At 64.7% G+C, this 22,854-nt stretch carries 22 protein-coding genes and 1 pseudogene; 6 read left to right on the forward strand and 17 right to left on the reverse strand.

The genetic code is table 11. The annotated features are described in order from the left end of the window. Positions 1 to 694, reverse strand: a pseudogene (locus A0U87_RS22270) (serine protease); the annotation flags it as partial. A gap of 87 nt (positions 695 to 781) precedes the next feature. Here A0U87_RS22270 and A0U87_RS22275 point away from each other — a divergent pair. Both A0U87_RS22275 and A0U87_RS22280 read left to right on the forward strand, forming a co-directional pair. After that, on the forward strand, positions 782 to 1,270 hold the full coding sequence (locus tag A0U87_RS22275; RefSeq protein WP_004212209.1) for an RNA polymerase sigma factor: 489 nt from the start codon (positions 782 to 784) through the stop codon (positions 1,268 to 1,270). Next, complete coding sequence (locus A0U87_RS22280; RefSeq protein WP_048936939.1) at positions 1,267 to 1,953, forward strand: hypothetical protein; 687 nt, start codon at positions 1,267 to 1,269, stop codon at positions 1,951 to 1,953. Before A0U87_RS22275 ends, A0U87_RS22280 begins: the two co-directional genes overlap by 4 nt. 145 nt (positions 1,954 to 2,098) lie before the next feature. Here A0U87_RS22280 and A0U87_RS22285 read toward each other — a convergent pair whose 3' ends face one another. The 6 genes from A0U87_RS22285 to A0U87_RS22310 all read right to left on the reverse strand — a co-directional run bounded on the left by A0U87_RS22285 (position 2,099) and on the right by A0U87_RS22310 (position 8,073). Further along, on the reverse strand, positions 2,099 to 4,933 hold the full coding sequence (locus A0U87_RS22285) for a TonB-dependent receptor (RefSeq protein ID WP_048937049.1): 2,835 nt from the start codon (positions 4,931 to 4,933) through the stop codon (positions 2,099 to 2,101). 118 nt (positions 4,934 to 5,051) lie between these two features. Beyond that, positions 5,052 to 5,828, reverse strand: a complete 777-nt coding sequence (locus A0U87_RS22290) for a metallophosphoesterase family protein (RefSeq protein WP_048936938.1) — start codon at positions 5,826 to 5,828, stop codon at positions 5,052 to 5,054. Between the two features lie 33 nt (positions 5,829 to 5,861). Beyond that, positions 5,862 to 6,416, reverse strand: a complete 555-nt coding sequence (dcd, locus tag A0U87_RS22295; RefSeq protein WP_048936937.1) for a dCTP deaminase — start codon at positions 6,414 to 6,416, stop codon at positions 5,862 to 5,864. Positions 6,417 to 6,423: 7 nt separating this feature from the next. Beyond that, the gene (locus tag A0U87_RS22300) at positions 6,424 to 6,897 is read right to left on the reverse strand and encodes a cytidine deaminase (RefSeq protein ID WP_048936936.1); all 474 of its coding nucleotides are present in this window, start codon (positions 6,895 to 6,897) and stop codon (positions 6,424 to 6,426) included. Beyond that, on the reverse strand, positions 6,894 to 7,526 hold the full coding sequence (locus A0U87_RS22305; protein ID WP_004212215.1) for a GH25 family lysozyme: 633 nt from the start codon (positions 7,524 to 7,526) through the stop codon (positions 6,894 to 6,896). Before A0U87_RS22305 ends, A0U87_RS22300 begins: the two co-directional genes overlap by 4 nt. Positions 7,527 to 7,590: 64 nt before the next feature. After that, on the reverse strand, positions 7,591 to 8,073 hold the full coding sequence (locus tag A0U87_RS22310) for a UPF0262 family protein (RefSeq protein WP_010339983.1): 483 nt from the start codon (positions 8,071 to 8,073) through the stop codon (positions 7,591 to 7,593). A gap of 121 nt (positions 8,074 to 8,194) precedes the next feature. Here A0U87_RS22310 and A0U87_RS22315 point away from each other — a divergent pair, with 121 nt between their 5' ends. Beyond that, entirely contained in the window at positions 8,195 to 9,682 is a 1,488-nt protein-coding gene (locus tag A0U87_RS22315) for a replicative DNA helicase (protein ID WP_048936935.1), read from the forward strand. A gap of 37 nt (positions 9,683 to 9,719) precedes the next feature. Here the strand turns inward: A0U87_RS22315 and A0U87_RS22320 are convergent, their stop codons facing one another. From A0U87_RS22320 to A0U87_RS22365, 10 genes are all read right to left on the reverse strand, one after another. Next, positions 9,720 to 10,115: an MAPEG family protein gene (locus A0U87_RS22320; protein ID WP_004212218.1), complete on the reverse strand. Its 396-nt coding sequence runs from the start codon at positions 10,113 to 10,115 to the stop codon at positions 9,720 to 9,722. A gap of 39 nt (positions 10,116 to 10,154) precedes the next feature. Then, complete coding sequence (locus A0U87_RS22325) at positions 10,155 to 12,044, reverse strand: CocE/NonD family hydrolase (RefSeq protein ID WP_048936934.1); 1,890 nt, start codon at positions 12,042 to 12,044, stop codon at positions 10,155 to 10,157. 76 nt (positions 12,045 to 12,120) lie between these two features. After that, a complete protein-coding gene (locus tag A0U87_RS22330; RefSeq protein ID WP_048936933.1) occupies positions 12,121 to 13,932 on the reverse strand; it encodes a DUF885 domain-containing protein in 1,812 nt (603 codons plus the stop codon). Between the two features lie 139 nt (positions 13,933 to 14,071). After that, entirely contained in the window at positions 14,072 to 14,872 is an 801-nt protein-coding gene (locus A0U87_RS22335) for a phosphoadenylyl-sulfate reductase (RefSeq protein ID WP_048936932.1), read from the reverse strand. After that, the gene (locus A0U87_RS22340; RefSeq protein ID WP_048936931.1) at positions 14,865 to 15,305 is read right to left on the reverse strand and encodes a DUF934 domain-containing protein; all 441 of its coding nucleotides are present in this window, start codon (positions 15,303 to 15,305) and stop codon (positions 14,865 to 14,867) included. The genes A0U87_RS22335 and A0U87_RS22340 overlap by 8 nt, the downstream gene beginning before the upstream one ends. Then, entirely contained in the window at positions 15,298 to 16,929 is a 1,632-nt protein-coding gene (locus A0U87_RS22345) for a nitrite/sulfite reductase (RefSeq protein ID WP_048936930.1), read from the reverse strand. Before A0U87_RS22345 ends, A0U87_RS22340 begins: the two co-directional genes overlap by 8 nt. Before the next feature lies 1 nt (position 16,930). Further along, a complete protein-coding gene (locus A0U87_RS22350; protein ID WP_004212225.1) occupies positions 16,931 to 17,227 on the reverse strand; it encodes a DUF2849 domain-containing protein in 297 nt (98 codons plus the stop codon). Beyond that, positions 17,224 to 18,012 carry a uroporphyrinogen-III C-methyltransferase gene (cobA, locus tag A0U87_RS22355; RefSeq protein ID WP_048936929.1) on the reverse strand — a complete coding sequence of 263 codons (789 nt, stop codon included), beginning with the start codon at positions 18,010 to 18,012 and terminating at the stop codon, positions 17,224 to 17,226. The genes A0U87_RS22350 and cobA overlap by 4 nt, the downstream gene beginning before the upstream one ends. An 88-nt stretch (positions 18,013 to 18,100) precedes the next feature. After that, the gene (astD, locus tag A0U87_RS22360; protein ID WP_048936928.1) at positions 18,101 to 19,534 is read right to left on the reverse strand and encodes a succinylglutamate-semialdehyde dehydrogenase; all 1,434 of its coding nucleotides are present in this window, start codon (positions 19,532 to 19,534) and stop codon (positions 18,101 to 18,103) included. Between the two features lie 246 nt (positions 19,535 to 19,780). Further along, the gene (locus tag A0U87_RS22365) at positions 19,781 to 20,431 is read right to left on the reverse strand and encodes an alpha/beta hydrolase (protein WP_048937048.1); all 651 of its coding nucleotides are present in this window, start codon (positions 20,429 to 20,431) and stop codon (positions 19,781 to 19,783) included. A 281-nt stretch (positions 20,432 to 20,712) separates the two neighbouring features. Between A0U87_RS22365 and A0U87_RS22370 the strand changes: the two genes are divergently transcribed. From A0U87_RS22370 to A0U87_RS22380, 3 genes are all read left to right on the forward strand, one after another. Further along, complete coding sequence (locus A0U87_RS22370) at positions 20,713 to 20,961, forward strand: hypothetical protein (protein WP_048936927.1); 249 nt, start codon at positions 20,713 to 20,715, stop codon at positions 20,959 to 20,961. 45 nt (positions 20,962 to 21,006) lie between these two features. After that, positions 21,007 to 21,255 (forward strand): hypothetical protein, encoded by a 249-nt coding sequence (locus A0U87_RS22375; protein ID WP_048936926.1) that lies wholly within the window; start codon positions 21,007 to 21,009, stop codon positions 21,253 to 21,255. 885 nt (positions 21,256 to 22,140) lie between these two features. After that, positions 22,141 to 22,380 carry a hypothetical protein gene (locus A0U87_RS22380; protein WP_048936925.1) on the forward strand — a complete coding sequence of 80 codons (240 nt, stop codon included), beginning with the start codon at positions 22,141 to 22,143 and terminating at the stop codon, positions 22,378 to 22,380. The last annotated feature ends 474 nt before the right edge of the window (positions 22,381 to 22,854 follow it).

Consider the following 22,854-nt stretch of genomic DNA (forward strand, 5'->3'; position numbering starts at 1 on the left):
GCTCGATCGGGCCGGCCAGCGCCGGATGCGCGGCCACGCCGCCGTCGATCAGGCCCGCCGCGCCGCGCCCGACCGACCCATGGCTTGCCAGTGCAGCCGATCGCTCTGCCGCAGCCGCGCCGCTGGGGAAATAGAGATTGTCGGCGCTCGCCTGCGCCTGCGGGGCGATCTTGCGCACATTGCGCAGCGCGCGCGCCAGGCTCTGGCCATCCGGCACGGTCAGACGGGTGATCGCCATGTCGATCCCCTCCGCCTCGATCCGTTCCACGCCATAGCCGGCCGCCCGTAGTGTCTCGATCGCGGCCGCGTCCGCCCCGGTCAGCAGGATGATGCCGCGCCGCGCCGGCTCTCGCCGGTCGTCCAGTTCGACCGCGTCGCCATGCTGGCGCAGCAGCACGTCGATCCGCGCCGTGCGCGCCGCTGCCAGCCGATCGGCCAGCCGTGCCGGCGACAGCCGATCCAGTCCGCTCTGGTCGACGATGCCGCCCAGCCGGTCGAGCGTATCGGGCAAAACCTGGCCGACCCCGCCCAGCGCACCGCCCCCCAACGCACTGGCGGCTGGCGCCGGCAGCAATTGCGCCTGCGCACCCGGTGTCGCCAGCCACAATCCCGCGATCAGCAACGGGCGCGTCCATCTCATCTCTGTCTCTTCCCGCCGGTCATCGCCGGCCTTTTCAGCGTCAAAATCGTCCATCGTCAAAAAAATCCGGTTGCTGGACTTTCTGAAGGATGAAACGGCCGGGCAGGGACGTTTCATCCCTGAAAGCAATTTGGAGAAACCATGTCGTTCGAGCGCGACCTGCTGGCGATCCTGCCCCGGCTGCGGCGTTTTGCCGCCAGCCTGTCGCATGATCGCGCCGATGGCGACGATCTGTGCCAGGCGGCACTGGAAAAGGGGCTGCGCGCCCGCGACCAGTGGCAACCGGGCACGCGGCTCGACAGCTGGATGTATCGGATCATGCGCAATCTTTGGATCGATGAGGGCCGCGCTCGTCAGCGGGCCGCCAGAACCTTCGCCCCGGAAGAGGCGGGGGCCGATGTCGGCTATGCCGGCGACAAGGCGGTGGAGCAGGCCATGACCCTGTCCGACGTCGATCGGGCGATGCAGGCATTGCCGCCCGAACAGCGCGAGGCGATCGCGCTCGTGCTGGTGGAGGGGCTGTCCTACAAGGAGGCGGCTGCGATATTGAACATACCCATGGGCACGCTGACCTCGCGACTGGTGCGCGGTCGCGGCGCGCTCATTGAACTATTGGGGGAAGCGGCATGACCGACATTGATGAAGCCATGCTGATCGCCTGGGTGGATGGCGAATTGGACGAGGTGACGCGGCGGCGCGTCGACCGCGCGGCGGCGGAAGACCCGGCGCTGGCCGCCCGACTGGAGCAGCATCGGCGGTTGCGCGCGCGGCTGGCCGGCCATTTCGCGCCGATCGCGCAAGAGGATGTGCCTGCGTCGATGCAGGCCATGCTGGTGCCGCCGACGGTGGTGCCGATCGCGCGTCCCTCGCGGCGCTGGAGTTGGGTTACGGGCGGCGCGATCGCCGCCAGCCTGCTGCTGGGCCTTGGCATCGGCCATATGTCGGGCGGGCCGGTAGGGCCGATTGCGGTAAAGGACGGCGCGATGCTGGCACAGGGACCGCTCGCCACCGCGCTCGACAGCCAATTGGCCTCGGCCGGGGAGGATGGCCCGGTCCGTATCGGCCTTAGTTTCCGGCGCAAGGGCGGCGGCTGGTGCCGCAGCTTCGACGGCGCGGCCATGGCCGGTGTCGCCTGCCGCACCGATGCCGGCTGGCAATTGCTGCAGGCGGTGCCCGGCAAGGGCGAGACGAGCGAATATCGCCAGGCCGCCTCCGCCGATCCGCGCCTTCTCGCCACCATCGACGGCCTGATCGACGGCGCTCCTGCCGATGCGCAGGGCGAACGGGCGGCGCAGGCGGCGGGCTGGCGCTAACTGCCGCTTCGCTGTCGCCTGACTGTCGCTTCACCGTCGCGTCACTGTCGCTTCGGTGGCGCGTCAGGGACGCGTGGCAGGCGCGCCAGACCGCAAAAACGGCTGGTTTCACGTCGCACGACACTGTGAACTTTCAACTGTCGCGTCAGAATTCCAGGTTCAGCCGGCCATAATAGAAACCGCCGCTGATCCCATAGGGGGCATAGGCATTGTAAAGGCTGCCGGCCGTCCGGTTCACGGGCTTCAATTTGTTGGGATAGGTGTTGAGCAGATTATTGGCGCCGAACGATAGCTTGACGCCCTTGGTCAGCCGGTAGCCCAGTTCGAGGTCGAGGATCGTCTTGGGGCTCAGCTTCTCGTCGACATAGCCCAGGGTGCAGCCGGCACTGCCGGCGGTGCAGGCGGCAAAATCCTCGGTATGATAGACGGCGGCGCTCGCCCGCTGATAGATTTTGCCATAGCGGGTGGCGCGCAGGTTCAGGTTGAAATCGCCCTTTTCCCACAGGATGTTGCCGATCAGCTTGTCGCGCGGCGTGCCTTCGGAAAGGTCGCCTTGCTTGGCCCGGCCGATCAGCACCAGCCCGGATGCGGCGATCTCGTCGGGGACCGGGTCGATATGGGTGAAGATCGTCTTGTTGAAATTGGCCGACAGGCTGATCGTCGCGGTGCCAAGGTCGCCCAGCCCCGCCCGATAGGTGCTGACGATGTCGAGGCCGCGGGTGCGCGTATCAGCCGCGTTGGAGAAGATGAGGCCGCCGGCAATGCCCTGGATGCCCGCTGCCGCCAGCGCATCCATGACCACCGGGCCGCTCAGCGTTTCGGACAGCAGGATGCGGTCCCTGACCTTGATCTGATAGGCATCGACCGTGACGTTGAAATTGGGGGCCGGGGTCAGGACGATGCCGGCGGAAAAGTTGGTCGACTTTTCCGGTTTCAGCGGCTGCGCCCCTAGCGCCCGCGCGGCAACCCCGTCGACCGGCAGCGCCTGCACCGGCAGCAACTGGTTCACGCCGTTGACGGTGACGTTGATCGTGGAGGAGGAGGCATAATGTTGCTGCTGCAGCGTCGGCGCGCGAAAGCCGGTGCTGGCGGTGCCGCGAATGGCAAAGCCGCGAAACGGCTCGATGCGCAGCGACGCCTTGCCGGTATCGGTGGTGCCGAAGTCGGAATAATCCTCATGCCGTCCGGCAAGGCCGAACTCCAGCCCCTCGACGATCTGGCCTTCCAGATTAATATAGGCGCTCCAGTTGTCGCGGCTCCAGCTACCCGATCCTTCGGGCAGGAAGCCGGTGACGCCCTGCGACCCGACCCCGGTCCGCGTCGCCCCCGCGAGCCAGCTGCCGGCCGGCGAGACATAGCCGCCATCGATATAGGATTCCGGGTCGCCCGGACCGATCAGGAACTTGTTCTTCTTATATTCGGCGCCGACCGCGACCGACAGCGGCCCGGCGAGGCCGATATCGAGCTCCTTGCTGAAGTCGAGATTGCTGGTCCATTCGTCGAAGCGGATCTTGCCGAGATAGAAATGGGTCGGGCTGGCCGGTCCCATGGAGGGGTTGAGCGAGGTGGTCTGCGCATATTTGACCTCGTCCTGCGCATAGCTGGTCGACAGGTCGACATGGATGCCGCCGCCAATCTCGCCGCGCAGGCCGCCGGCGACCTGAAAATCCTCGTCATAGACGTGGATGCGCGGGATATAGCCCTCGGGGTAGATTTCCAGGATATTGTTGAGCGCCGCTGGGTTGCGATAGGTCAGCCAACCGGCTGCATGCCGCTTGGAATAGGTGCCGAAGCTGTACAGCTCCATGTCGCCGCCAACCGGCATCATCGCGTCATAGCTGGCATTGCCGCCGATCACCTGCGGCTGGCCATATCTGGCGCGAATGCGGTCCGGATCGGCATTGCGCGCGTCGCCGGTGGGGTAGAAGGGATTGCTGGTGATCGGACTGCTGTTCACCACCGTATTGTCCTGCAGCACGCCTTCGCCCGACAGGTGGATATAGCCGCCGTCCGGCCCGATCGCGAAACCCTTGTCGATCTGCCAGCGGCCCTGCCAGCCGCCATTGTCGGCGGTGCTGCCCATGGTCAGCGCCGCGCCGCCCTGCGTGTCGTTCTTCAGGATGATGTTGACGACGCCGGCGATCGCATCCGACCCATATTGCGCCGACGCGCCGTCGCGTAGCACTTCGATCCGCTGGATCGCATTGCCGGGGATCAGGTCCAGGTCCGGCGGCGACTGGCCATTCTGGACCGACCCGTTGATGAACAGGGTGGCGGTATTGTGGCGCCGCTTGCCGTTGACCAGGACCAGCAACTGGTCGCCGCCCAGGCCGCGCAGCGACAAAGTGCGCACCGCCCAGCTGGCGCCCGCGCCGTTGTTCGACACATTGATCGACGGCACCAGCGTGCCGAGCAGGTCGCGCACCGACTGCTTGCCGCTGGCTTCCAGATCCTTTTCCCCCAGCACGTCGATCGGCGCCAGGCTTTCGGCGACGGTGCGGGTCGTCTGGCGGGTGCCGGTGACGATGATGGGCGCGGATTCCGCTGCCGGCTCCGGCGCAGGCGCCATGGCGAGGCCATCAAGCGTAGCCGTGCCGCTCGCCTGCGCGAACTGGATCGCCAGCGGTCGGCGACGCACCGCGCTGCGGTTGGGCGGGGTGACGAGGGCGATGACGCCGGCGCCGGCCGGGGATCGGCGCAATTCGGTGCCGGCCAGCAACTGGCTGAGCGCATCGTCGGTGCTCAGCCATCCTTCGACCCGGCGGCTGCGGATATTGGCGACTTCATCATAGGGGAACAGGATGCGAATGCCGGCCTGCGCCGACAGCGCCCGCAGCGCGCCGCTCAGGGGCTGCGACGGGATGGAGAATTTGTGCCGCTGCGACAGGCTGGTGTCCGGCGCAGGGGCGGCAAGCAGTTGGGTCGGCGCAACAAGGCATGTGGCGAGCGAAAGCCCCGCCAGAACATGGCGTTTCTGCATGATATGTCCCCTGCTGATCGGCATTTTTTGCCGTTGGTCATGGGAACGAAATATGGTGGGCGATCCGCCATGGACCGGCAACAAAAGCGTCAGGCTGTGGTCGCGGCTGGGGAAGGGCTCAGGTTTCGCCGGTCTGAAGGAACCATCGGTCCGCGCCCTCCAGGCCGATGGCAGTCAGCCGGCCGGAATAATAGGCGCCGGTATCGATGCCGATGCGATTGGCCAGATTTTCGACCTCGGGCGTGATGCTGTGGCCATGGACCACCATCTTGTCATGCCGCCCGCCATGGTTGAGGAAATCGCCGCGTATCCAGCGCAGATCGGACGGTCGCTGCTCGGCGATCGGCACCCTGGGGCGGATGCCGGCGTGGACGAACAGATAGTCGCCGACCGTCAGATGATCGACGAAGCTGTCGAGGAAATCGACATCCGCGCGGGGAATATAGTTCAGCATCCAGTGGGCGATCGCCCCATCATCCATGTTGGCGCTCAGCGAAAGCGGCAGGCCGTAGCTGGCGAGCGTTTCCATGCCGCCGATGCGCCGGAAGAAGCCGACCGCGCCCTGATCGCCGCGCGCAGCCATGACGAAAATCTCTTCATGATTGCCCTTGAGCAGCCGGATGTCGCTGCCCGATCCATGCAGCGCCCGGACCCGCTCGATCACCTGCGCCGAATGCGGCCCACGATCGATCAGATCACCGAGCAGGATGAGGCCCCGGCGCTTTCCAGGCCGCAGCGCATCGTCGGCCGAAAGCATGCCGAGCAACTGGTCGAGCAGGTCGAGCCGGCCATGAATGTCGCCGATCGCATAGATGCGCCAGTCATCCCCCACGCTGGGAGGCGTCCCGTCCCGGTCATCGGATCGGCGCAGGAATTTCAGCATCGGGAGGGCCATGTGCGCTTCATGGCCCGCGATGCTGCCACAGCGTCACAGGCGCGGCAATGTCACGCCCTGCTGTCCCATATATTTTCCGGCCCGGTCGGCATAGCTGACCTCGCAAGGCTCGTTGCCCTGCAGGAACAGGAACTGGCAGGCGCCTTCATTGGCGTAGATCTTGGCGGGCAGCGGCGTAGTATTGGAAAATTCCAGCGTCACATGGCCTTCCCAGCCCGGTTCCAGCGGCGTGACGTTCACGATGATGCCGCAGCGGGCATAGGTGGATTTGCCAAGGCAGATCACCAGCACGTCGCGCGGGACGCGAAAATATTCGACCGTGCGGGCAAGCGCGAAGCTGTTGGGCGGGATGATGCAGACGTCGGTCTTGCGGTCGACGAAGCTGTTGGAGGCGAAATCCTTGGGATCGACCACGGCGCTGTCGACATTGGTAAAGATCTTGAACTCGTCGGCGACGCGCGCGTCATAGCCATAGGAGGACAGGCCATAGCTGATGCAGCCGTCGCGGCGCTGATTCTCGACGAACGGCTCGATCATGCGGTTCGACTGGGCCTGCTTGCGGATCCAGCGGTCGGAAAGGATGGACATGGGTCTGTCAGCTCTTCTGTGCAGGGGTGATGCCAAGGTCGGCCGGGCCGAAGGCGTGGGGCAACAGGTCGGCAACGCGATGTTCGACCAGGCCGTCACCTTCGGGCGCGACGCAATAGATGGCCAGGGTGCGGCCGGCCATCTGTTCGGCCTCGTTGATGACCTGGCGGCATCGGCCACAGGGGCTGACGATCGCCTCGCCGCCGACGCTGCCGTCCGCCGCCATGCCGCCGCCGACGACCGCGATCTCGGTGACATCGGCCAGACGGCCCTGCGCGTTGACGGTCGCCAGCGCGACGGTTTCGGCACAGAGCGACAGGCCATAGCTCGCATTTTCGAAATTGCTGCCGGTGACGATGCTGCCATCGGTCAGGCGCACGGCGGCGCCCACGGCAAAGCGGCTGTAGGGCGCATGGGCATGGGCCAGCGCGCCGCGTGCTGCCGCGACCAGCGCGGCGATATTCTTGTCTTCTGCACTCATGGTGCCACCACATCCCATCTGATCGGTCCGTCGACGCCGTCGATATGCCGCATGTCGCTGGCTGTCCACATCACCCAGGGACGTTTGGCATAATCGGGCGCGAAGAAATTGCCGTCGACCCACAAGGTCCGGTTGATGCCGCTGGCAATGTCATATTGGGCGTCGAAATCGGCGCTGATGTTGAGCAGGGCGGGCTTGCCGGCATGGCTTTCGACCAGATTGACCAGCGTGTTGAGTTCCGACAGCACCTGATCGCGGCCGGGGCGCGTGGCGCAGGATGGATCGAACCCCAGTCGGATGACCGGGGGCAGGGCGGCATTGTCGCGCGGTACGGTGGTCATGAACTGGGTCGCCTGATCGACGGCCTTGGCGCACAGGCTATAGTCCAGCGCCGCGCCATAGCGCATGCCCGCGCCACGCGCGCCGCGCCAGTTGGCGGCGAACAGCGGGTCGCGCAGGCTGGCGCCCCTGGCCGCGCGAATATAGGCGAAATCCGCCCCCTGCGCCGCCAGCGTGCCCCATTCGACCAGGCCGGTGTCGGATGTCACCGATACGCCCTGGGTCGGATATTCGTCACGGTTCGGAGCCCATCCGCGTGCATAGATCCACAGTGCCGAACCCAGCACCATGATGATTGCCAGAACCGCCCCCAAGCGGACCAGCAAGCCCCCCAAAGTCAAACGCCCGATGATATTACCCCTTGATGTGCAGGACGCAGATAAGTGTGAACAGGCGGCGCGCGGTGTCGAAATCGACCGCGATCTTCCCCTCCAGCCGCTCTTTCAGCATGTCCGCTGCGTCGTTGTGAATGCCCCGCCTGGCCATGTCGACGGTTTCGATCTGCGCTGGCGAGGCATTGCTGATCGCCTGATAGTAACTGTCGCAGATCGCGAAATATTCGCGGATCGGCCGGCGGAAACGGCCCAGGCCCAGGATGATCGCCTCCAGCGGGCTGTCGTCCGCGCGGTTGATCTCGATGACCAGGCGCCCTTCCTCGACCCGCAGCACCACCTTGTAGGGGCCGGCATAGCCGTCGGCATGGACGCGCTCCGGCGCGAAATGATTGTCCTCCAGCAGGTCGAAAATGGCGATGCGCCGTTCCTGCTCGACATCCGCGTTGCGCCACAAGATGGTGCGCTCGTCGAGCTTGATGTCTATGATGCGCGGATCGGCCATGGCGGGTCTGCTGTCAGTGCGGCGACGGGCCACGAAAAGCAAGCGGGACTTGTGGCGGGGGAGATGCGGTTGTTTCAACCTTCGCCCTTGCGCGACCCGCGTCGTGGCGCGATGAGGGCCCATGGTCGAACTCGTGAAACTCAATGCCGCTCCCGAAGAGGGCGGGCTGGAACTGCCGCGCAACGTCGAAGCGGAAGCTGCGCTGCTCGGCGCGCTGATGATTGACAACCGCATCGCGGAGGATGTGCAGCTCAAGCTGAAGCCCGAACATTTCTTCGAGCCACTGCATGGCCGTATCTATGAGGCGGTGATGCGCCTGATCGAGCGCGACATGATCGCCAATCCGGTGACGCTCAAGCCGATGCTGGAACAGGATCCGGCGCTCAAGGAGCTGGGCGGCGCTGCCTATCTGGCGCAGCTCACCGGTAGCGGTGCCGCGCTGCTGGGTGCGCGCGACTTCGCAACCCAGATCTATGACCTTGCCCTACTTCGCCAGCTTGTGAACGTCGGTCGAGAACTGGTTGATAATGCTTTAGATACCAGTGAGGATGTCAATCCGCGCGAGCAGATCGAGCTGGCCGAAGTTGCGCTTTACAAAGTGTCGGAAGGCGAGGGCGAGAGCGGGTCGGTCAAGAGCTTCCTCTCCGCCTCCACCATGGCGGTACAGGTGGCTGAACGTGCGCTCAACAGCGGCGGCCATGTGTCGGGTATCACCACCGGCATCAACAGCCTCAACGAGAAGATCGGTGGTCTGCACAATTCCGACTTGATGATCCTGGCCGGTCGTCCGGGCATGGGCAAGACGTCGCTGGCGACCAATATCGCCTATAATGCGGCGTCGCGCTGGCTGCGCGACCATAGCGACGGCATTCCGCCGGAAAAGAATATGGGCGCCAAGACCGCCTTCTTCAGCCTCGAAATGTCGGCCGACCAGCTCGCGACCCGCGTTCTGGCCGAACAGTCGGGCATCAGCGGCGAAGCGCTGCGTATGGGCAAGATCAGCCGGGCGGACTTCCAGAACCTGTCGCGCGCCGCGCGCGACCTTCAGGAACTGCCGCTGTTCATCGACGATACGCCGGGCCTGACGATCGCGGCGCTGCGGACCCGCGCTCGTCGCCTCAAGCGCCGTCATGATGTCGGTTTCATCGTCGTCGACTATCTCCAGTTGCTGCAGGGCAGCGGCAAGGTGGGCGATAGCCGCGTCAATGAAATTTCGGAAATTTCCCGTGGTTTGAAGACGTTGGCGAAGGAACTTCATGTGCCGGTGCTGGCGCTGTCGCAGCTCAGCCGTGCGGTGGAACAGCGCGAGGACAAGCGTCCGCAGCTGTCCGACCTTCGCGAATCGGGCTCGATCGAGCAGGACGCGGACATGGTCTGGTTCGTGTTCCGCGAGGATTATTATGTCGCCGCCAAGGAACCGGGCAACAAGGAAGGCCCCGAGCATCAGGAATGGGTGCAGGAGATGGAGCGCATCTACGGCCTGGCCGAAGTGATCGTCGCCAAGCAGCGTCACGGTTCGACCGGCCGTATCCGCATGAAGTTCGACGCCAAGATCACGCGCTTCTCGGATCTGGCCGAAGGCAGTTCCTACCTCGAAGACCTCGAATAAGAAGGCATGGCGGCGGATATATCCGCCGCCACCCGGTTCAGCCGGCGACGAACGCCTTGAAGACGATGCACAGGCCGATCATGCTGGCGAGATAGGCGAGCGAGCGGACCACCGGCACGCCCAGGCCATAGAGCGGCAGGTAGAGCGCGCGCGACACCAGCCACAGCCAGCCGCCGATCGCCGTCCATTCGCTGGTGCGGCCGGCCACCACCACGCCGAACAGGACGATGATCGCGATCGGGAAGGTTTCCAGGAAATTGGCCTGGGCGCGGACCAGCCGGCCGCCGACGGGATCGAGCGGGGGCAGGTTTTCGTCCCGCGCCCCGGTATTCCATTTCAGGCCATATTGCTTCGTCTTGAGATGCGCCGCCGCGAAGATATGGACCAGCAGCAGGACACAGGCCCAGGCCAGGATCTTCAGTTCAACCGCCATCATGCCCTCCCTTGATCGCGGCGGCGCCATGCCATCCGCTTATTTGACGATCGGCAACCATATCGCGCTGGCGCCCGCCGCGCCATATTGCACGCTCTGAGTCGCCGGCTTGTAGTCGCCCGGCTTCGCGTCGAAGATCGAAGGTACATAGGTCTGCGGGTTGCGGTCATAGACCGGGAACAGGCTGGACTGGATCTGCACCATGATGCGGTGGCCCGGCTTGAACACATGGTTCACGTTCGGAAGGCCGAATTTGTAATTTTCCGCCTTGCCCGGCGTCAGCGCCTGCGGCTTGTCGAAGCCATGGGCGTAGCGGCCCCGGAAAATGTCGATGCCGATCGGCAGTTCATAGCCGGCCATCACCGGATTGGCGGTGTTCTCTTCCGGATAGACGTCGATCAGCTTCACCACCCAGTCGCTGTCGGTGCCACTGGTGGCGGCGAACAGGTCGACCATTGGCTGGCCGGCGATATGGACCTCCTTGTCCAGCACCGGCGTCACATAGGTCAGCACGTCGGGCCGACCATCGACGAAACGCTGGTCCTTCACCAGCCAGGTGCGCCAAGCCTCATTCTGGTCCTGATGGATCGGCCGGGGCAGATAGGGGACCGGCTTGGCCGGATCGGACACATAGGAGTCGCTGCCGGCTGCCGCCGGCTTGGCCCAGGACAGGCTGTAGCTGGCACCCAGATAGAGCGGCGTCGGCGTGCCGCCCGGCCATTTGGCGCGGGTTTCCCACTTGTCGATGCCGGTCGCGTAGCTGAGCGATCCGGGCATGGTGTAGCCGGCGGGCGGATTGTCCTTGAGATAATGGTCGAGGAAGGGCTTCATCGTGCCGACGCGGAACTGGCGGCCGGTATCGCCCTCGAACTGGAGATCGCCGAGGCTCCGGCCCTCATAATTGACGCCGCTATGGCGCCAGGGGCCGATTACCAGGCTGACCATGTCATTCTTCTTGTCCTGCGGTTCCAGCGCCTTGTAGACCGCCGGGGCGCCATAGCTGTCCTCCTGGTCCCACTGGCCCACGACCAGCATCGTCGGCACGGTCAGGGTGCGCTTGGCCAGCAGTTTGTCGACCGCCTGTTCCTGCCAATAGGCGTCATAGGCCGGATGTTCGAGCAGCTTGCGGACCGAGGGGAAGGCGTCGAGGCCATAGGCGCGGGCGAAGTCGCCGGCCGATCCGGCGTTCAGCATCGTCGTATATTCGTCGCCATTGCCCATCGGGATGGCGCCGCCGCCCTTCTTGGCGGTCTGCGACAGGCTGTAACCGAAGCCGAAATTGCGGAAGGCGCCATTGTGGAACCAGTCGTCGCCCATCCAGCCGTCGACCATCGGGCTCTGCGGCACGGCGGCCTTCAGCGCAGGGTGCGGATCGATCAACGCCATCAGCGAGGTGAAGCCGGGATAGGAGGAGCCGGTGATGGCGACCTTGCCGTTGGTTTCCGGCACATTCTTCACCAGCCAGTCGATCGTGTCATAGGCGTCGGTGCTGTTGTCGACGTCGGTTTTGTTGAGCGGGCCACGCAGCGGACGGGTCATGACATAGTCGCCCTCCGACCCGTGCAGGCCGCGCACGTCCTGATAGACGCGGATATAGCCGTCATTGACGAAATCCGCGTCCATGACCGGCAGGATTTCCTCGATCCTCTGACTGCGGTTGCGGCTGGTCGCCTTGCCGGCATCATAGGGGGTGCGGGTCAGCAGGATGGGGCCGTGGCTGGTGCCCTTGCGCATAACGATGATGGTGAACAGCTTCACCCCGTCGCGCATCGGGATCATCACTTCCTTGCGCACATAGTCCGCCTGCGGCCGGGCCGGATCATAGACATCGACCTTGTCCGGGGTCATCGGATCGGTCTGGGCGGCGATCGGCGCGGCGAGCGCAGCGATCATCAGGGCGGCAGCGGAAATCTGTGCGGTACGAAGCATGGCGATACCCCTTTGTTCTTTTGTGATCATGCAACGGGTCCGGCCTTGAGGAAAGGCCGGACCCGCTTGTCCTTTGTCAGGCCTGCGCGAGGGCGCGAGCGCGATCCTCGATCCGCTTCTCCAAGATCGACAGCGGCATCGCACCTTCCTCAAGAACGGCGTGGAACTGCTTGATATCGAACTTGTCGCCCAGCAGCGCCTGCGCCTTTTCGCGGGCCTTGGTCCAGCTGCCATGGCCGACCTTGTAGCTGGTCGCCTGGCCCGGCTGGGTGCAGTAGCGCTCGACCTCGCGCTGGCAGCGGGGGCGGGCAAAACCGGTCTTCTCGACCATGTAATCGGTCGCCTGCTTGACGCTCCACTGCTTGGAATGGATGCCGGTGTCGACCACCAGGCGGGCGGCGCGGAACAGGAAGGACTGGAGGTAACCGGCGCGATCGATCGGCGTCGCATAGCCGCCCAGTTCATCGGCCAGCTGCTCGGCATAGAGCGCCCAGCCTTCGCTATAGGCGCTCATGAAGGCGGTCTTGCGCAGCATCGGCACATCGCCGGCAGTCTGCGCGGTCGAGATTTGGAGGTGATGGCCGGGCACGCCTTCATGATAGGTGAGGGCAGGCAGGCCATATTTCGGCCAGTCGCCGACGTCCTTCAAGTTGATGAAATAGATGGCCGGGCGCGAACCGTCGAGCGCGGCGCGGTTATAATAGCCGTTGGAGGCGCCATCCTGGATCTCGACCGGCACCGCGCGGATTTCGAGCGGCGTATTGGGGATGGTCGTGAACGCCTGGGGCAGCTTCGCCTTCATGGCGTCGAGGTCGCGGTTGAGCTGGGCGAGCAGGGCGGCGCGGCCGTCCGGGCTGTCGGCATAGAGCTGGGCCGGGTCGACATTGAGCGCGGCGAGCTTTTCTCCGACGCTGCCCTTGGTAAAGCCGGCGCCGTTCAGGATCACGTCCAGCTTGGCGCTGATGTCGGCGACCTGCTCCAGCCCCATGGCGTGGATCTGATCGGCGCTAAGGTCGGTGGTGGTCGCCTGCTTGAGGGCGGCGGCATAGATTTCATCGCCGCGCGGGGTGCGCCATACGCCGTCACCGGCGGCGGTCTTGGGCTTCAACGCCTCGATCGCGGCGATCTGTTCTTCGAGCGCGGGATAGATCGACTTTTCGACGATCGCGGCGGCCTGCGTCTGCCAGTCGCCGGTCACGCCCTTGGCCGCGGCGCGCTTCGCCAGCGACTGGACCAGGCTGCTGGTCGCGGCGGGCTGGCCGCGCAGCTTCTTCATCTGGCCGAGCGTCAGGTCGAGCGACCAGCCGGGGGCGAGATAGCCGCGCGCGGCCTCGTCCCGCTGCAGCGCGGTATCGGTCCGCAGGTTGCGGGCAAAGGCATCGAGCCGGGCGACATAGGCCTCGCAATCACCGACCGTGTTGATGGTGTGCGCGGTGTTGAGGAAATCAGGCGTCTGGAAATAGCTGCCGCCCTGCTGGAAGATGCGATAGGGGCGCTGGACGCTGTTGAGGCCGAACTTGGCGGGGGCGACCGTCTGCTGGTCGAGCGAATAGAGGATGACCTCCAGGTTCAGGCGCTGCGCATCCGACAGGGCGGCGCCCTCATATCCCTTGAATTCCTTGATCGCCGCCTGGGTGGCGGCCAGCTTCTTCATCGTGCCCGACTTGCTGTTGTCGTCGAGCTGGCTCTTGGCGGCGGAGCGGGCGCCCTTGTCGAGGCCGAGGCTGGTGACCATGGCGGGCGACAGGTCGAGCTGGCGCTCGAAGGCGGTGGCGAAGGCGGCCGACAGGCGGGCATCATCGGCGCCGGCCGCCTGGGCCAGGGCGCGTGGCGCCGCAGTGGCGAGCGCGACCGCGCCCGAGGAAAGCAGGAATTGACGACGATCCATGGGGCGACTCCCTTAAGTCCCGTTGGAAAGGGGGGAGTGTATTGCGCCGCTGACACGACAGGTCCAGCGCGCGCCCACGCTTGTTACGCAATGTTACAATAAGATAAGGGACGGGCGCCCCGCAGGGCGCCCGGTGCAATCAGAAGGCGGGCAGGTTTGCCGGGTCTTCCGGATCGATGACGGGGATCGGCGTCACCGGCGAATGGATACCGCACTCCACCTTGTCCCAGCCGCGCCAGCGACCGGCGCGCGGGTCTTCGCCCGGCAGCACCTTGGACGTGCAGGGTTCGCAGCCGATCGACAGATAGCCCTGTGACTCCAGCGGGTGACGCGGCAGTTGTTCGGCCTCGAAATAGGCTTCCAGATCGGTCTTGGTCCAGTCGCCCAGCGGATTGATCTTTAGCCGGCCGTCCTCGACCTCGAAGCGCGGCAAATTCTGGCGCGTGACTGACTGGAATGCCTTGCGGCCCGAAATCCAGCCGTCCAGGCTCGCCTTGGCACGCTTCATCGGCTCGACCTTGCGGATTTCGCAGCAGCCGTCGGGGTCATAGGACCAGCGCAGGCCGGTTTCGTCCTTCTTGGCCAGCACGGCGGCGTCGGGCGCGACCACGCTGCTGTTGGTGAAGCCCAGCCGTGCGACCAGCGTGTCGCGATAGTTGAGCGTTTCGGCGAACATCTTCTGCGTGTCGACGAAGATCACCGGGATAGCCTTGTCGGCCTTGGCCACCAGATCGAGCAGCACCGCGCTTTCCGTGCCGAAGGAAGAGACGACGCCGACATTGCCGGCGAGCCCTTCCGCGAACACGGTCTTGAGCATGGTCAGCGTATCGACGCCCTCGAAGCGCGCGTTGAGCGCATCGGCATCCCCCTGGGTAAAGACGGGGCGGGCATCGATCACATCTACTAGCCGCTCTGGGATCTGGCGGGCAGGTTCAGCCATCAATTTTCTCCGGATGCCGTTTCGCCCAGACGGGCTGACGGCCATCGATCGTCTTCTGATAGACGTCGACATAGCGGGTGAGCGCGCGCTCCACGGCGGCGTCATCCAGGGCTTTGGCGGGGTGGAAACTGTCGAAGCCGCAGCGGCGCATGGCGTTGATCTGGTCGACCAGCACGTCGCCCACGGCGCGCAATTCGCCCTGATAGCCCGATTCCCGCAGGATACGTGCGGCGGAATAGCCGCGCCCGTCGCCATAGGCCGGGAAGTTCACCTCGACCAGCGAGAGGCGATCGAGATGGGGCAGCAGTTCGCGCGCATCCTCGCCCGGTTCGATGCGGACGGCGGTGGCGTTGGACTGGCCGGTGAAGGATTCGACCGTGACGGCCGGCTCCTGCGCGGCTTCACCGTCGCGGAAGGAGAGGAACTCAACCATAGATCGCCTCCTTGAAGGGCTTCATGCCGATGCGGCGATAGGTGTCGAGGAAGCGCTCCCCGTCGGTGCGCTCGGCGAGGTAGATGTCGGTGACCTTCTCGATCGCGTCGACCACGCCGTCTTCGGAGAAACCGGGGCCGGTGATCTGGCCGAGCGACGCATCCTCCGCGCCCGATCCGCCGAGCAGCAGCTGGAAATTCTCCACGCCCTTCCGGTCCACGCCCAAAATGCCGATATGGCCGGCATGATGGTGGCCGCAGGCATTGATGCAGCCCGAAATTTTGAGCTTCAGCTCGCCAAGTTCGGCCTGACGCGCATTGTCGGCGAAGCGCTGCGCGATCTTCTGTGCCAGCGGGATCGAGCGGGCATTGGCGAGCGCGCAATAATCAAGGCCAGGGCAGGCGATGATATCGGTGATGAGGTCGAGATTGGCCTCGGCCAGTCCCGCTTCGTCCAGCTTCTGCCAGATGGCGTAGAGATCGGCCTTCTTCACATGCGGCAGGACGAGATTCTGCGCATGGGTGACGCGCAGTTCGTCGAGCGAATATTGCTCGGCCAGCGACGCGACCAGTTCGATCTGCTCGGCCGACGCGTCGCCGGGAATGCCGGTTAGCGGCTTCAGGCTGATATTGACGATCGCATAGCCGGGCTGCTTGTGGGCCGCGACCTGACGGTCGACCCACAGGGCGAAGGCCGGATCGGCACGGTCGATCTCTTCGCTCAGGCCCGTTTCATAGGCCGGGTTGGCAAAGAAGGCGCGGATGCGGTCCAGTTCCTCAGTCGGCGGGTTGAGGCCAAGCTCGCGCATATGGGCGAACTCTTCCTCGACCTGCCGCTTATATTCCTCGACGCCGATCTCATGAACCAGGATCTTGATCCGGGCCTTGTACTTGTTGTCGCGGCGGCCGTAGCGATTATAGACGCGCAGGCAGGCCTCCAGATAGGAGACGATCTCCTCTTCGGCGACGAAATCGCGGATCTGCGGCGCGACCATCGGGGTGCGGCCCATGCCGCCGCCGGCATAGACTTCGGCGCCGATCACGCCATCCTTCGACACCAGCTTCAGGCCGATATCGTGCAGGCGCATCGCCGCGCGATCGTCGTCGCTGGCAATCACGCAAATCTTGAACTTGCGCGGCAGATAGGTGAATTCCGGGTGGAAGCTCGACCATTGACGCAGCAGTTCGGCCCAGGGGCGGGGGTCCGCCACCTCGTCGGCACTGACGCCGGCATATTGGTCGGAACTGATGTTGCGGATGCAATTGCCGCTGGTCTGGATGGCGTGCATCTCCACCGTCGCCAGTTCGGCGAGGATGTCGGGCGCATCGGCCAGCTTGATCCAGTTATACTGCAGGTTCTGGCGCGTGGTGAAGTGGCCATAGCCCTTGTCGTACTTGGCCGCGATCTCGCCCAGCTTGCGCATCTGCTTGCCCGACAGCGTGCCATAGGGGATGGCGACGCGCAGCATATAGGCGTGAAGCTGCAGATAGAGGCCGTTCATCAGCCGCAGCGGCTTGAACTGATCCTCGGTCAGCGCGCCGGTCAGGCGGCGCTGCACCTGATCGCGAAATTCATCGACGCGGGCGTCGACGATGGACTGGTCATAGCTGTCGTAGCGATACATGTCAGATCACCCAGTTGCCGGCGTCGGCGTCATTCGGTTTCAAATTGAGGTCGGGGCGCACCGTGGGGCCAAGGGCGCGGATGCGGTCCTTGATATGGGCCGGGCGCACGCCCTCGTCGGTGACGGTCGCGTCGATCACATAGGCGCCGACGACACGCAGCGCCGCTTCCTCGGTGCGGGCGAGGTCGTCGCCCTGTTCGCCGACATCGGCGCTGTCGCCGACCTGGCGCGACCAGCCATCGCCGGCCCACCAGATGACATCACCGGTCACCAGATCATTGCCCGTCAGGATCTTCACGAACGCATCTCCGAAATACTCTCCCCTTTTGCCGCCCAGTCCGCCAGCACATCGCGTGCCAGGGCATGGGCTGCCACGTCGCCGACCACGATCAGGGCCGGGCTTTTGACTTCTTCACGCGCCACCATGTCGCCCAGATCGGCGAGCAGGGTGCGCAGGCTGCGCATATCGGCGCGCGTGCCATTTTCCAGCACCGCGACCGGGATCGCCGGCGACACGCCGTCGGCCATCAGCTTGTCGGCGATGTCGGCGGCGGTCGCGACGCCCATATAGATGACGAGCGTACGGCCTTTTCCCGCAAGGCCCGACCAATCCTGATCGGTAAGCCCCTTGCACTGGCCGGCGACGAAACTGACCGCGCTCGACGCCTCGCGATGGGTCAGCGGCAGTTGCGCCTGGGCGGCGGCGCCGATCGCGGCGCTGATGCCCGGCACGACCTCGACCGGTACGCCGGCGGCGCGGCAGGCATCTACTTCCTCGCCACCACGGCCGAAGATGAAGGGATCGCCGCCCTTCAGGCGGACGACCGGCTCGCCAGCCAGGGCGAAGCGGACCAGCAGGGCGTTGATCGCCTCCTGCGGCATGGAATGGCGGCTGCGCTGCTTGGCGACCGAGACCAGTTCCGTCTGCGGCCCGGCCAGCGCCAATATGTCGTCGGACACCAGCCCGTCATGCACGATCAGGCGCGCGTCGCGGATCAGGCGCACGGCCTTGATGGTCAGCAGTTCCGGGTCGCCCGGTCCCGCGCCCACCAGGTGGACGGTAGCAGGTGCAATGTCAGCCATGCTCGCCACATGGCGAAAGGGCGACGGAGTTTCAATTCAGAATGGATATGGAGGGGCTTAGGAAAAGTTTTGTCCAGTAGCCGGGTTGTCAATCGCCCATGGCGCTGACGTCGATGTCCTTGAGGCCGATGCCGATGGTGGCGCGGGGCTGTTCGATCTCGGCCGAGGCGACCGGATAGGCGCAATAATCGGCGGCATAATAGGCGCTGGGGCGGTGGTTGCCGGATACGCCGACGCCGCCGAACGGGGCGGTGCCCGATGCGCCATTGGTGGGCCGGTTCCAGTTGATCACGCCGGCGCGGACATTGTCCCAGAATTGTGCATATTGTTCGGGACTGCCGCCGACGAGCGAGGCGGACAGGCCATAACGGCTGCTATTGGCCTCGGCGATGGCGGTTTCGAAATCGGGCACGCGCACGATCTGGAGCAGCGGGCCGAACAGTTCGACATCGGGCCGTTCCTGCATCGCGGTCACGTCGATGATCGCGGGCGTCAGGAAGGGCAGGCCCTTTTGCGGCCGGACCATATGCTTGATCGGCCGGCCGCCATGGCTCATCAGATAGAGGAAGCTTTCGGTCAGGCCATCGGCGGTCGGATTGTCGATGACCGGTCCCATATAGGGCTGCGGATCGGCATGGGGGTGATCGACGATCAGCCGGTCGGCGAGCTTCTTGACCTCGGCGATCAGGGCGTCGGCCATCGCGTCGCGCACGATCAGCCGGCTGGCGGCGGTGCAGCGCTGGCCGCTCGACAGGAAGGCGGACTGGATCACCAGCGCGGCGGCGGCGCCGATTTCCGGCGTGTCCCAGACGACCAGCGGATTGTTGCCGCCCATCTCGAGCGCCAGGATCTTGCCCGGCTGGGTGGCGAACTGGCGGTTGATGGCGATGCCGGTCTGGGCCGATCCGGTGAACAATATGCCCGCGACATCGGCATGGGCGGCCAGCGCCTTGCCTTCCTCCGCGCCGCCGAGCAGCAACTGGACGGCATCGGTGGGGACGCCCGCTTCATGATAGAAGCGCACCAGCATCTCGCCGACCGCCGGGGTCTTTTCCGACGGCTTGAAGATGACGGCATTGCCCGCCAGCAGCGCCGGGATGATGTGGCCATTGGGCAGATGGGCCGGGAAATTATAGGGGCCAAGCACCGCCATCACGCCATGGGGCTTGTGCCGCACCGACTGGCGGGCGCCCAGATTGGCCTCCAGCCGGCGCTGGCCGGTGCGTTCGGAATAGGCGGCGACCGATGTGTCGATCTTGGCCATGACCGCCGTCACCTCGGTCCGGGCGTCCCATAGCGGCTTTCCGGTTTCGCGGGCGATCAGGTCGGCCAGTTCCTCCTCATGGGCGCGCACGACATTGACGAAGCGGCGCAGCGTTTCGATGCGGAAGGCGACCGGCTGTGCGGCCCAGCGCGGCCAGCCGGTGCGGGCGCGGGCGACGATATCGTCCACGTCGCCGCTTTCGCCCTGCCATAGCAGGGCGCCGGTCGCGGGTTCATGGGACGTCAGCGAGGCGGACATGGTGCAGGATATGACCGAAAATGGTTAACGAAGGAAGAGCGGGGCATGGAGGGCGCTCTTCTACGTTCGGCCAATAGGAAATGTTCCGCTTAACTTCCCATATTTCCCGCATATTTGGACATTTAAGAACCGAAGTTGGAAATTTTATGATGCTGGGTCGATCCGGCCAGGGCGGGCGCCGATGCCGGATCGATCCTGTATCATCCTGCCGTCGAATAGGACAGCGCGGCCGCCTGTGAGCGGCGATCAGAAGCCGTAGCGGATCGACATTTCGGCGCTGCGCCGGGCTTCTTCGTTGCGAACCGCGGCAAGATCGGCCGGCGCTGTCCGATCGGTCAGGCGGTGGAGCAGGAACTGGCCGAAGCTCCATTCGCCCAGGTCCGACGCGGCGTTGATATGGCCGCTTTCGCCCGCGTCGGCGAACTGGCTGCCCCAGAATTTGGCGAGCCGCCGGGCGCTGGCAAAGTCGATATAGGGATCGTTGCGACTGGCGACGACGATCGAGGGGAAGGGGAGCAGCCCCTTGGGCGTGGGGCCGAAGCCGACGAGGCGGCGGTCGACCGCGCCGCTGTCCACTTCCGGCGGCGCCACCAGCAGGGCGCCGGCCACCTTGTCCCGCAACTGTCCGGTTTCGAACGCTGCCCACCAGGCGACCGCATGGCAGCCAAGGCTGTGCGCGGCCAGGATCACCGGCCCGTCAACCTGGGCGATGGCATGGCCCAGATTGGTGATCCAGGCATTGCGATGGGGCGCGTCCCAGCTGCCCAGTTCGACCCGATGGCAGTCGGGAAGCGCCTTTTCCCAAAGGCTTTGCCAATGGCCCGGACCGCTGTTCATCAGGCCGGGCACGGTCAGGATGGTGGGGGTCTGGTCATCCGACAGGGTGTGAATCGTCATCTGCACCTCCAAATCTATGGCGCGATTTTATCACTACTGATTTGATTGACAATAAAGCTTTGCTGATGCGTGGCGAAGTTGGGATGGATCGTCGTTCGCGGAAAATGCCAAATATAAAAATATATCGCCGACTGTTGGTGTAATTTTCGTGCGGCAAATGTGATTTGCGCGGACTTAGGCCCGATTTTCCGGGCTTTCGGTAAATTGGCACGGCCCCTGCAATGCTCCTGGCACGACCCGATCGGGGTCGCGGAACGAGATTTCAGGGAAGGAATTTGCTCATGAAGACCATCGCCATCATCGCCGCTGTCGCCGCCATGACCGTTGCTGCCGCGCCCGCCTTCGCCCAGCCGGAAGGCAAGTTCGGCAACGCCAAGGTCCGCTATGAAGAAAAGACCGACCGCTACTGCTTCCGCGAAGTGCAGCCCAGCACGCTGGTGCCGCGCGTCGATTGCCGCAGCAAGCAGGACTGGGCCGACGCGGGCCTGACCATCAGCCGCAAGCCGGCCGTCCAGCTGGCCCAGCGCTGAACGCCGGCTCCACCGATCCATCAAAATCAGGGAAGGAATTTGCTCATGAAGACCATCGCCATCATCGCCGCTGCCGCTGCCATGACCGCTGCCGCCACGCCCGCCTTCGCTCAGCCCGAAGGCAAGTTCGGCAATGCCAAGGTTAGCTATGAAGAAAAGGCCGACCGCTATTGCTTCCGCGAAGTGCAGCCGAGCACGCTGGTGCCGCGCGTCGATTGCCGCAGCAGGCAGGATTGGGCCGACGCTGGCCTGACCATCAGCCGCAAGTCGGCCGTCCAGCTTGCCCGGCGCTGAGGCGCAGTGCCTCCCGGCGAGAGGAAGCCGGGAGGCTGCCCAGATGGGGCGGATTTTGCGGCAGGTCGCGCCAGACCCGCGATCAACGCCGGAACGGCGTCGCCCCGATGTCGTTGGTTCGACGGACGCGGCCCGCGCATGGTTATCACGGGGCGGCCTGCGACCGATGGAGCGTCCCGTCCCGCCTTCCGGGGCAAAGGCGGGACGCTTTTTCCGTGTTACGCTGCTGCGAGCTGCGGTAATTGGCCGGACCGATCCGGATTCTTTCTGAAAATTGATGGCGGGTCTCGACCGGAAATCGACGCGACAGTCGAAGTTCACAGTGTCGTGAGGCTGATTTCGGGGAAAAGCACCGGTGATGCTCCTGCGACGCGCCGACGGCGCGCCTGTGAAGCGACACGCGCATCGAAATCGGGTCATCACCACGCCTCGGTGACGCGACAGTGGGGCGACAGTGAAGCGACGCCCGTGCGCCAGCAGGCGGTTGCGGAGCGACCGCGAGATGGCGTGAAGATCGTGTGATTGATTCATTTCCAAGGGTAGATCAGAGAAAGGCGGAGTAGGACAGGGTGGGAATGGCCATTTTTAGCCAATCCGATGCGGGATGTGCTTTCCGCAAAGTTGCCGTAAGCGGCTCCATTGCCCTGCAAGTATCGACCGGCCTGAGCGGCGGACTGCGCTGCTCTTGCTCATGTCTACCGCGCCTGACACGATGACTGCATGAGGATATGCTGCCTGCCGCTGATCGTGATTGCATTGGAAGCCTGCACACCGGCCGTAAGTGAACCGGCAGGACCATGCACAGAGAATTTCTGCCTCCCCGATGGGGCTAAGATCACCCGCACCCAAGAAGGGCCAGATTTTAACGTCCATGATGTCTCATGGATGAGCCAGAGGTTCGGCATCTACGAGGGCAATCATCCCCAAAAGGGGGATCAGGGCAGCCGCGCAGCCGTCAAGCTCCGCATTGACTCCAAGGCTCACATTGGCGTCGCGGAGGGGCGTGGCAGCATCATCGTCGCCACCGGGAAAGGCTGGCCCGCCTTTTTGGACGTAATGGGGCCGTGCAGGTCGGATAAGGACTGCATGCTCGTGAAGTTTGCCGAGGGACTGAGGGGGCGGTGAAGTCTGAATGGGCCAGAAAGACCGGACGGTCGCGCATCGACCATTTTTCGACGTTCGCATGGTTCCCCACTGATCTCAATTGCAGACGTTCTGGCAAAGCTGCAAACAGGCTCGATGGAACAGCCCATTCATGAGCCTAGATGCAACACATGCGGTCGCATTCTTGGCATAGATGCCGATCCCCTTTCCACGAACTGTGGCGGTGATTGTTGGGGATGCGTTGGCGAACTAGAGGCGGATGGATGGCCAGCGTCTGCGGAAAAGGTATCTGCTGAGGTAGCTTCTGGGCTTCGCGACCCTGATGGCTCAGTGAAGCCCTCGCAACGATAGGCCAAGATCGACCAGAAGCGGGCGTTTCCTACTCCCCTCCCTTCCAGGGAGGGGCCGGGGGTGGGTGCGCCGCGTAGCGGCGGTCTACGGTCGATAGGGCAGAAGCTCGCTACGCTCGCAACCCACCCCAACCCCTCCCTGGAA

This window comes from Sphingobium sp. MP9-4 (assembly GCF_005281675.1).
Taxonomy (GTDB): Bacteria; Pseudomonadota; Alphaproteobacteria; order Sphingomonadales; family Sphingomonadaceae; genus Sphingobium; species Sphingobium yanoikuyae.

What these genes read in the sequence shown, in the direction of transcription:
- A0U87_RS22275 (WP_004212209.1), top strand. Translation starts at nt 782, where the DNA reads ATGTCGTTCGAGCGCGACCTGCTGGCGATCCTGCCCCGGCTGCGGCGT.
- A0U87_RS22280 (WP_048936939.1), top strand. Translation starts at nt 1,267, where the DNA reads ATGACCGACATTGATGAAGCCATGCTGATCGCCTGGGTGGATGGCGAA.
- A0U87_RS22285 (WP_048937049.1), bottom strand. Translation starts at nt 4,933, where the DNA reads ATGCAGAAACGCCATGTTCTGGCGGGGCTTTCGCTCGCCACATGCCTT.
- A0U87_RS22290 (WP_048936938.1), bottom strand. Translation starts at nt 5,828, where the DNA reads ATGGCCCTCCCGATGCTGAAATTCCTGCGCCGATCCGATGACCGGGAC.
- dcd (WP_048936937.1), bottom strand. Translation starts at nt 6,416, where the DNA reads ATGTCCATCCTTTCCGACCGCTGGATCCGCAAGCAGGCCCAGTCGAAC.
- A0U87_RS22300 (WP_048936936.1), bottom strand. Translation starts at nt 6,897, where the DNA reads ATGAGTGCAGAAGACAAGAATATCGCCGCGCTGGTCGCGGCAGCACGC.
- A0U87_RS22305 (WP_004212215.1), bottom strand. Translation starts at nt 7,526, where the DNA reads ATGGTGCTGGGTTCGGCACTGTGGATCTATGCACGCGGATGGGCTCCG.
- A0U87_RS22310 (WP_010339983.1), bottom strand. Translation starts at nt 8,073, where the DNA reads ATGGCCGATCCGCGCATCATAGACATCAAGCTCGACGAGCGCACCATC.
- A0U87_RS22315 (WP_048936935.1), top strand. Translation starts at nt 8,195, where the DNA reads ATGGTCGAACTCGTGAAACTCAATGCCGCTCCCGAAGAGGGCGGGCTG.
- A0U87_RS22320 (WP_004212218.1), bottom strand. Translation starts at nt 10,115, where the DNA reads ATGGCGGTTGAACTGAAGATCCTGGCCTGGGCCTGTGTCCTGCTGCTG.
- A0U87_RS22325 (WP_048936934.1), bottom strand. Translation starts at nt 12,044, where the DNA reads ATGCTTCGTACCGCACAGATTTCCGCTGCCGCCCTGATGATCGCTGCG.
- A0U87_RS22330 (WP_048936933.1), bottom strand. Translation starts at nt 13,932, where the DNA reads ATGGATCGTCGTCAATTCCTGCTTTCCTCGGGCGCGGTCGCGCTCGCC.
- A0U87_RS22335 (WP_048936932.1), bottom strand. Translation starts at nt 14,872, where the DNA reads ATGGCTGAACCTGCCCGCCAGATCCCAGAGCGGCTAGTAGATGTGATC.
- A0U87_RS22340 (WP_048936931.1), bottom strand. Translation starts at nt 15,305, where the DNA reads ATGGTTGAGTTCCTCTCCTTCCGCGACGGTGAAGCCGCGCAGGAGCCG.
- A0U87_RS22345 (WP_048936930.1), bottom strand. Translation starts at nt 16,929, where the DNA reads ATGTATCGCTACGACAGCTATGACCAGTCCATCGTCGACGCCCGCGTC.
- cobA (WP_048936929.1), bottom strand. Translation starts at nt 18,012, where the DNA reads ATGGCTGACATTGCACCTGCTACCGTCCACCTGGTGGGCGCGGGACCG.
- astD (WP_048936928.1), bottom strand. Translation starts at nt 19,534, where the DNA reads ATGTCCGCCTCGCTGACGTCCCATGAACCCGCGACCGGCGCCCTGCTA.
- A0U87_RS22365 (WP_048937048.1), bottom strand. Translation starts at nt 20,431, where the DNA reads ATGACGATTCACACCCTGTCGGATGACCAGACCCCCACCATCCTGACC.
- A0U87_RS22370 (WP_048936927.1), top strand. Translation starts at nt 20,713, where the DNA reads ATGAAGACCATCGCCATCATCGCCGCTGTCGCCGCCATGACCGTTGCT.
- A0U87_RS22375 (WP_048936926.1), top strand. Translation starts at nt 21,007, where the DNA reads ATGAAGACCATCGCCATCATCGCCGCTGCCGCTGCCATGACCGCTGCC.
- A0U87_RS22380 (WP_048936925.1), top strand. Translation starts at nt 22,141, where the DNA reads ATGAGCCAGAGGTTCGGCATCTACGAGGGCAATCATCCCCAAAAGGGG.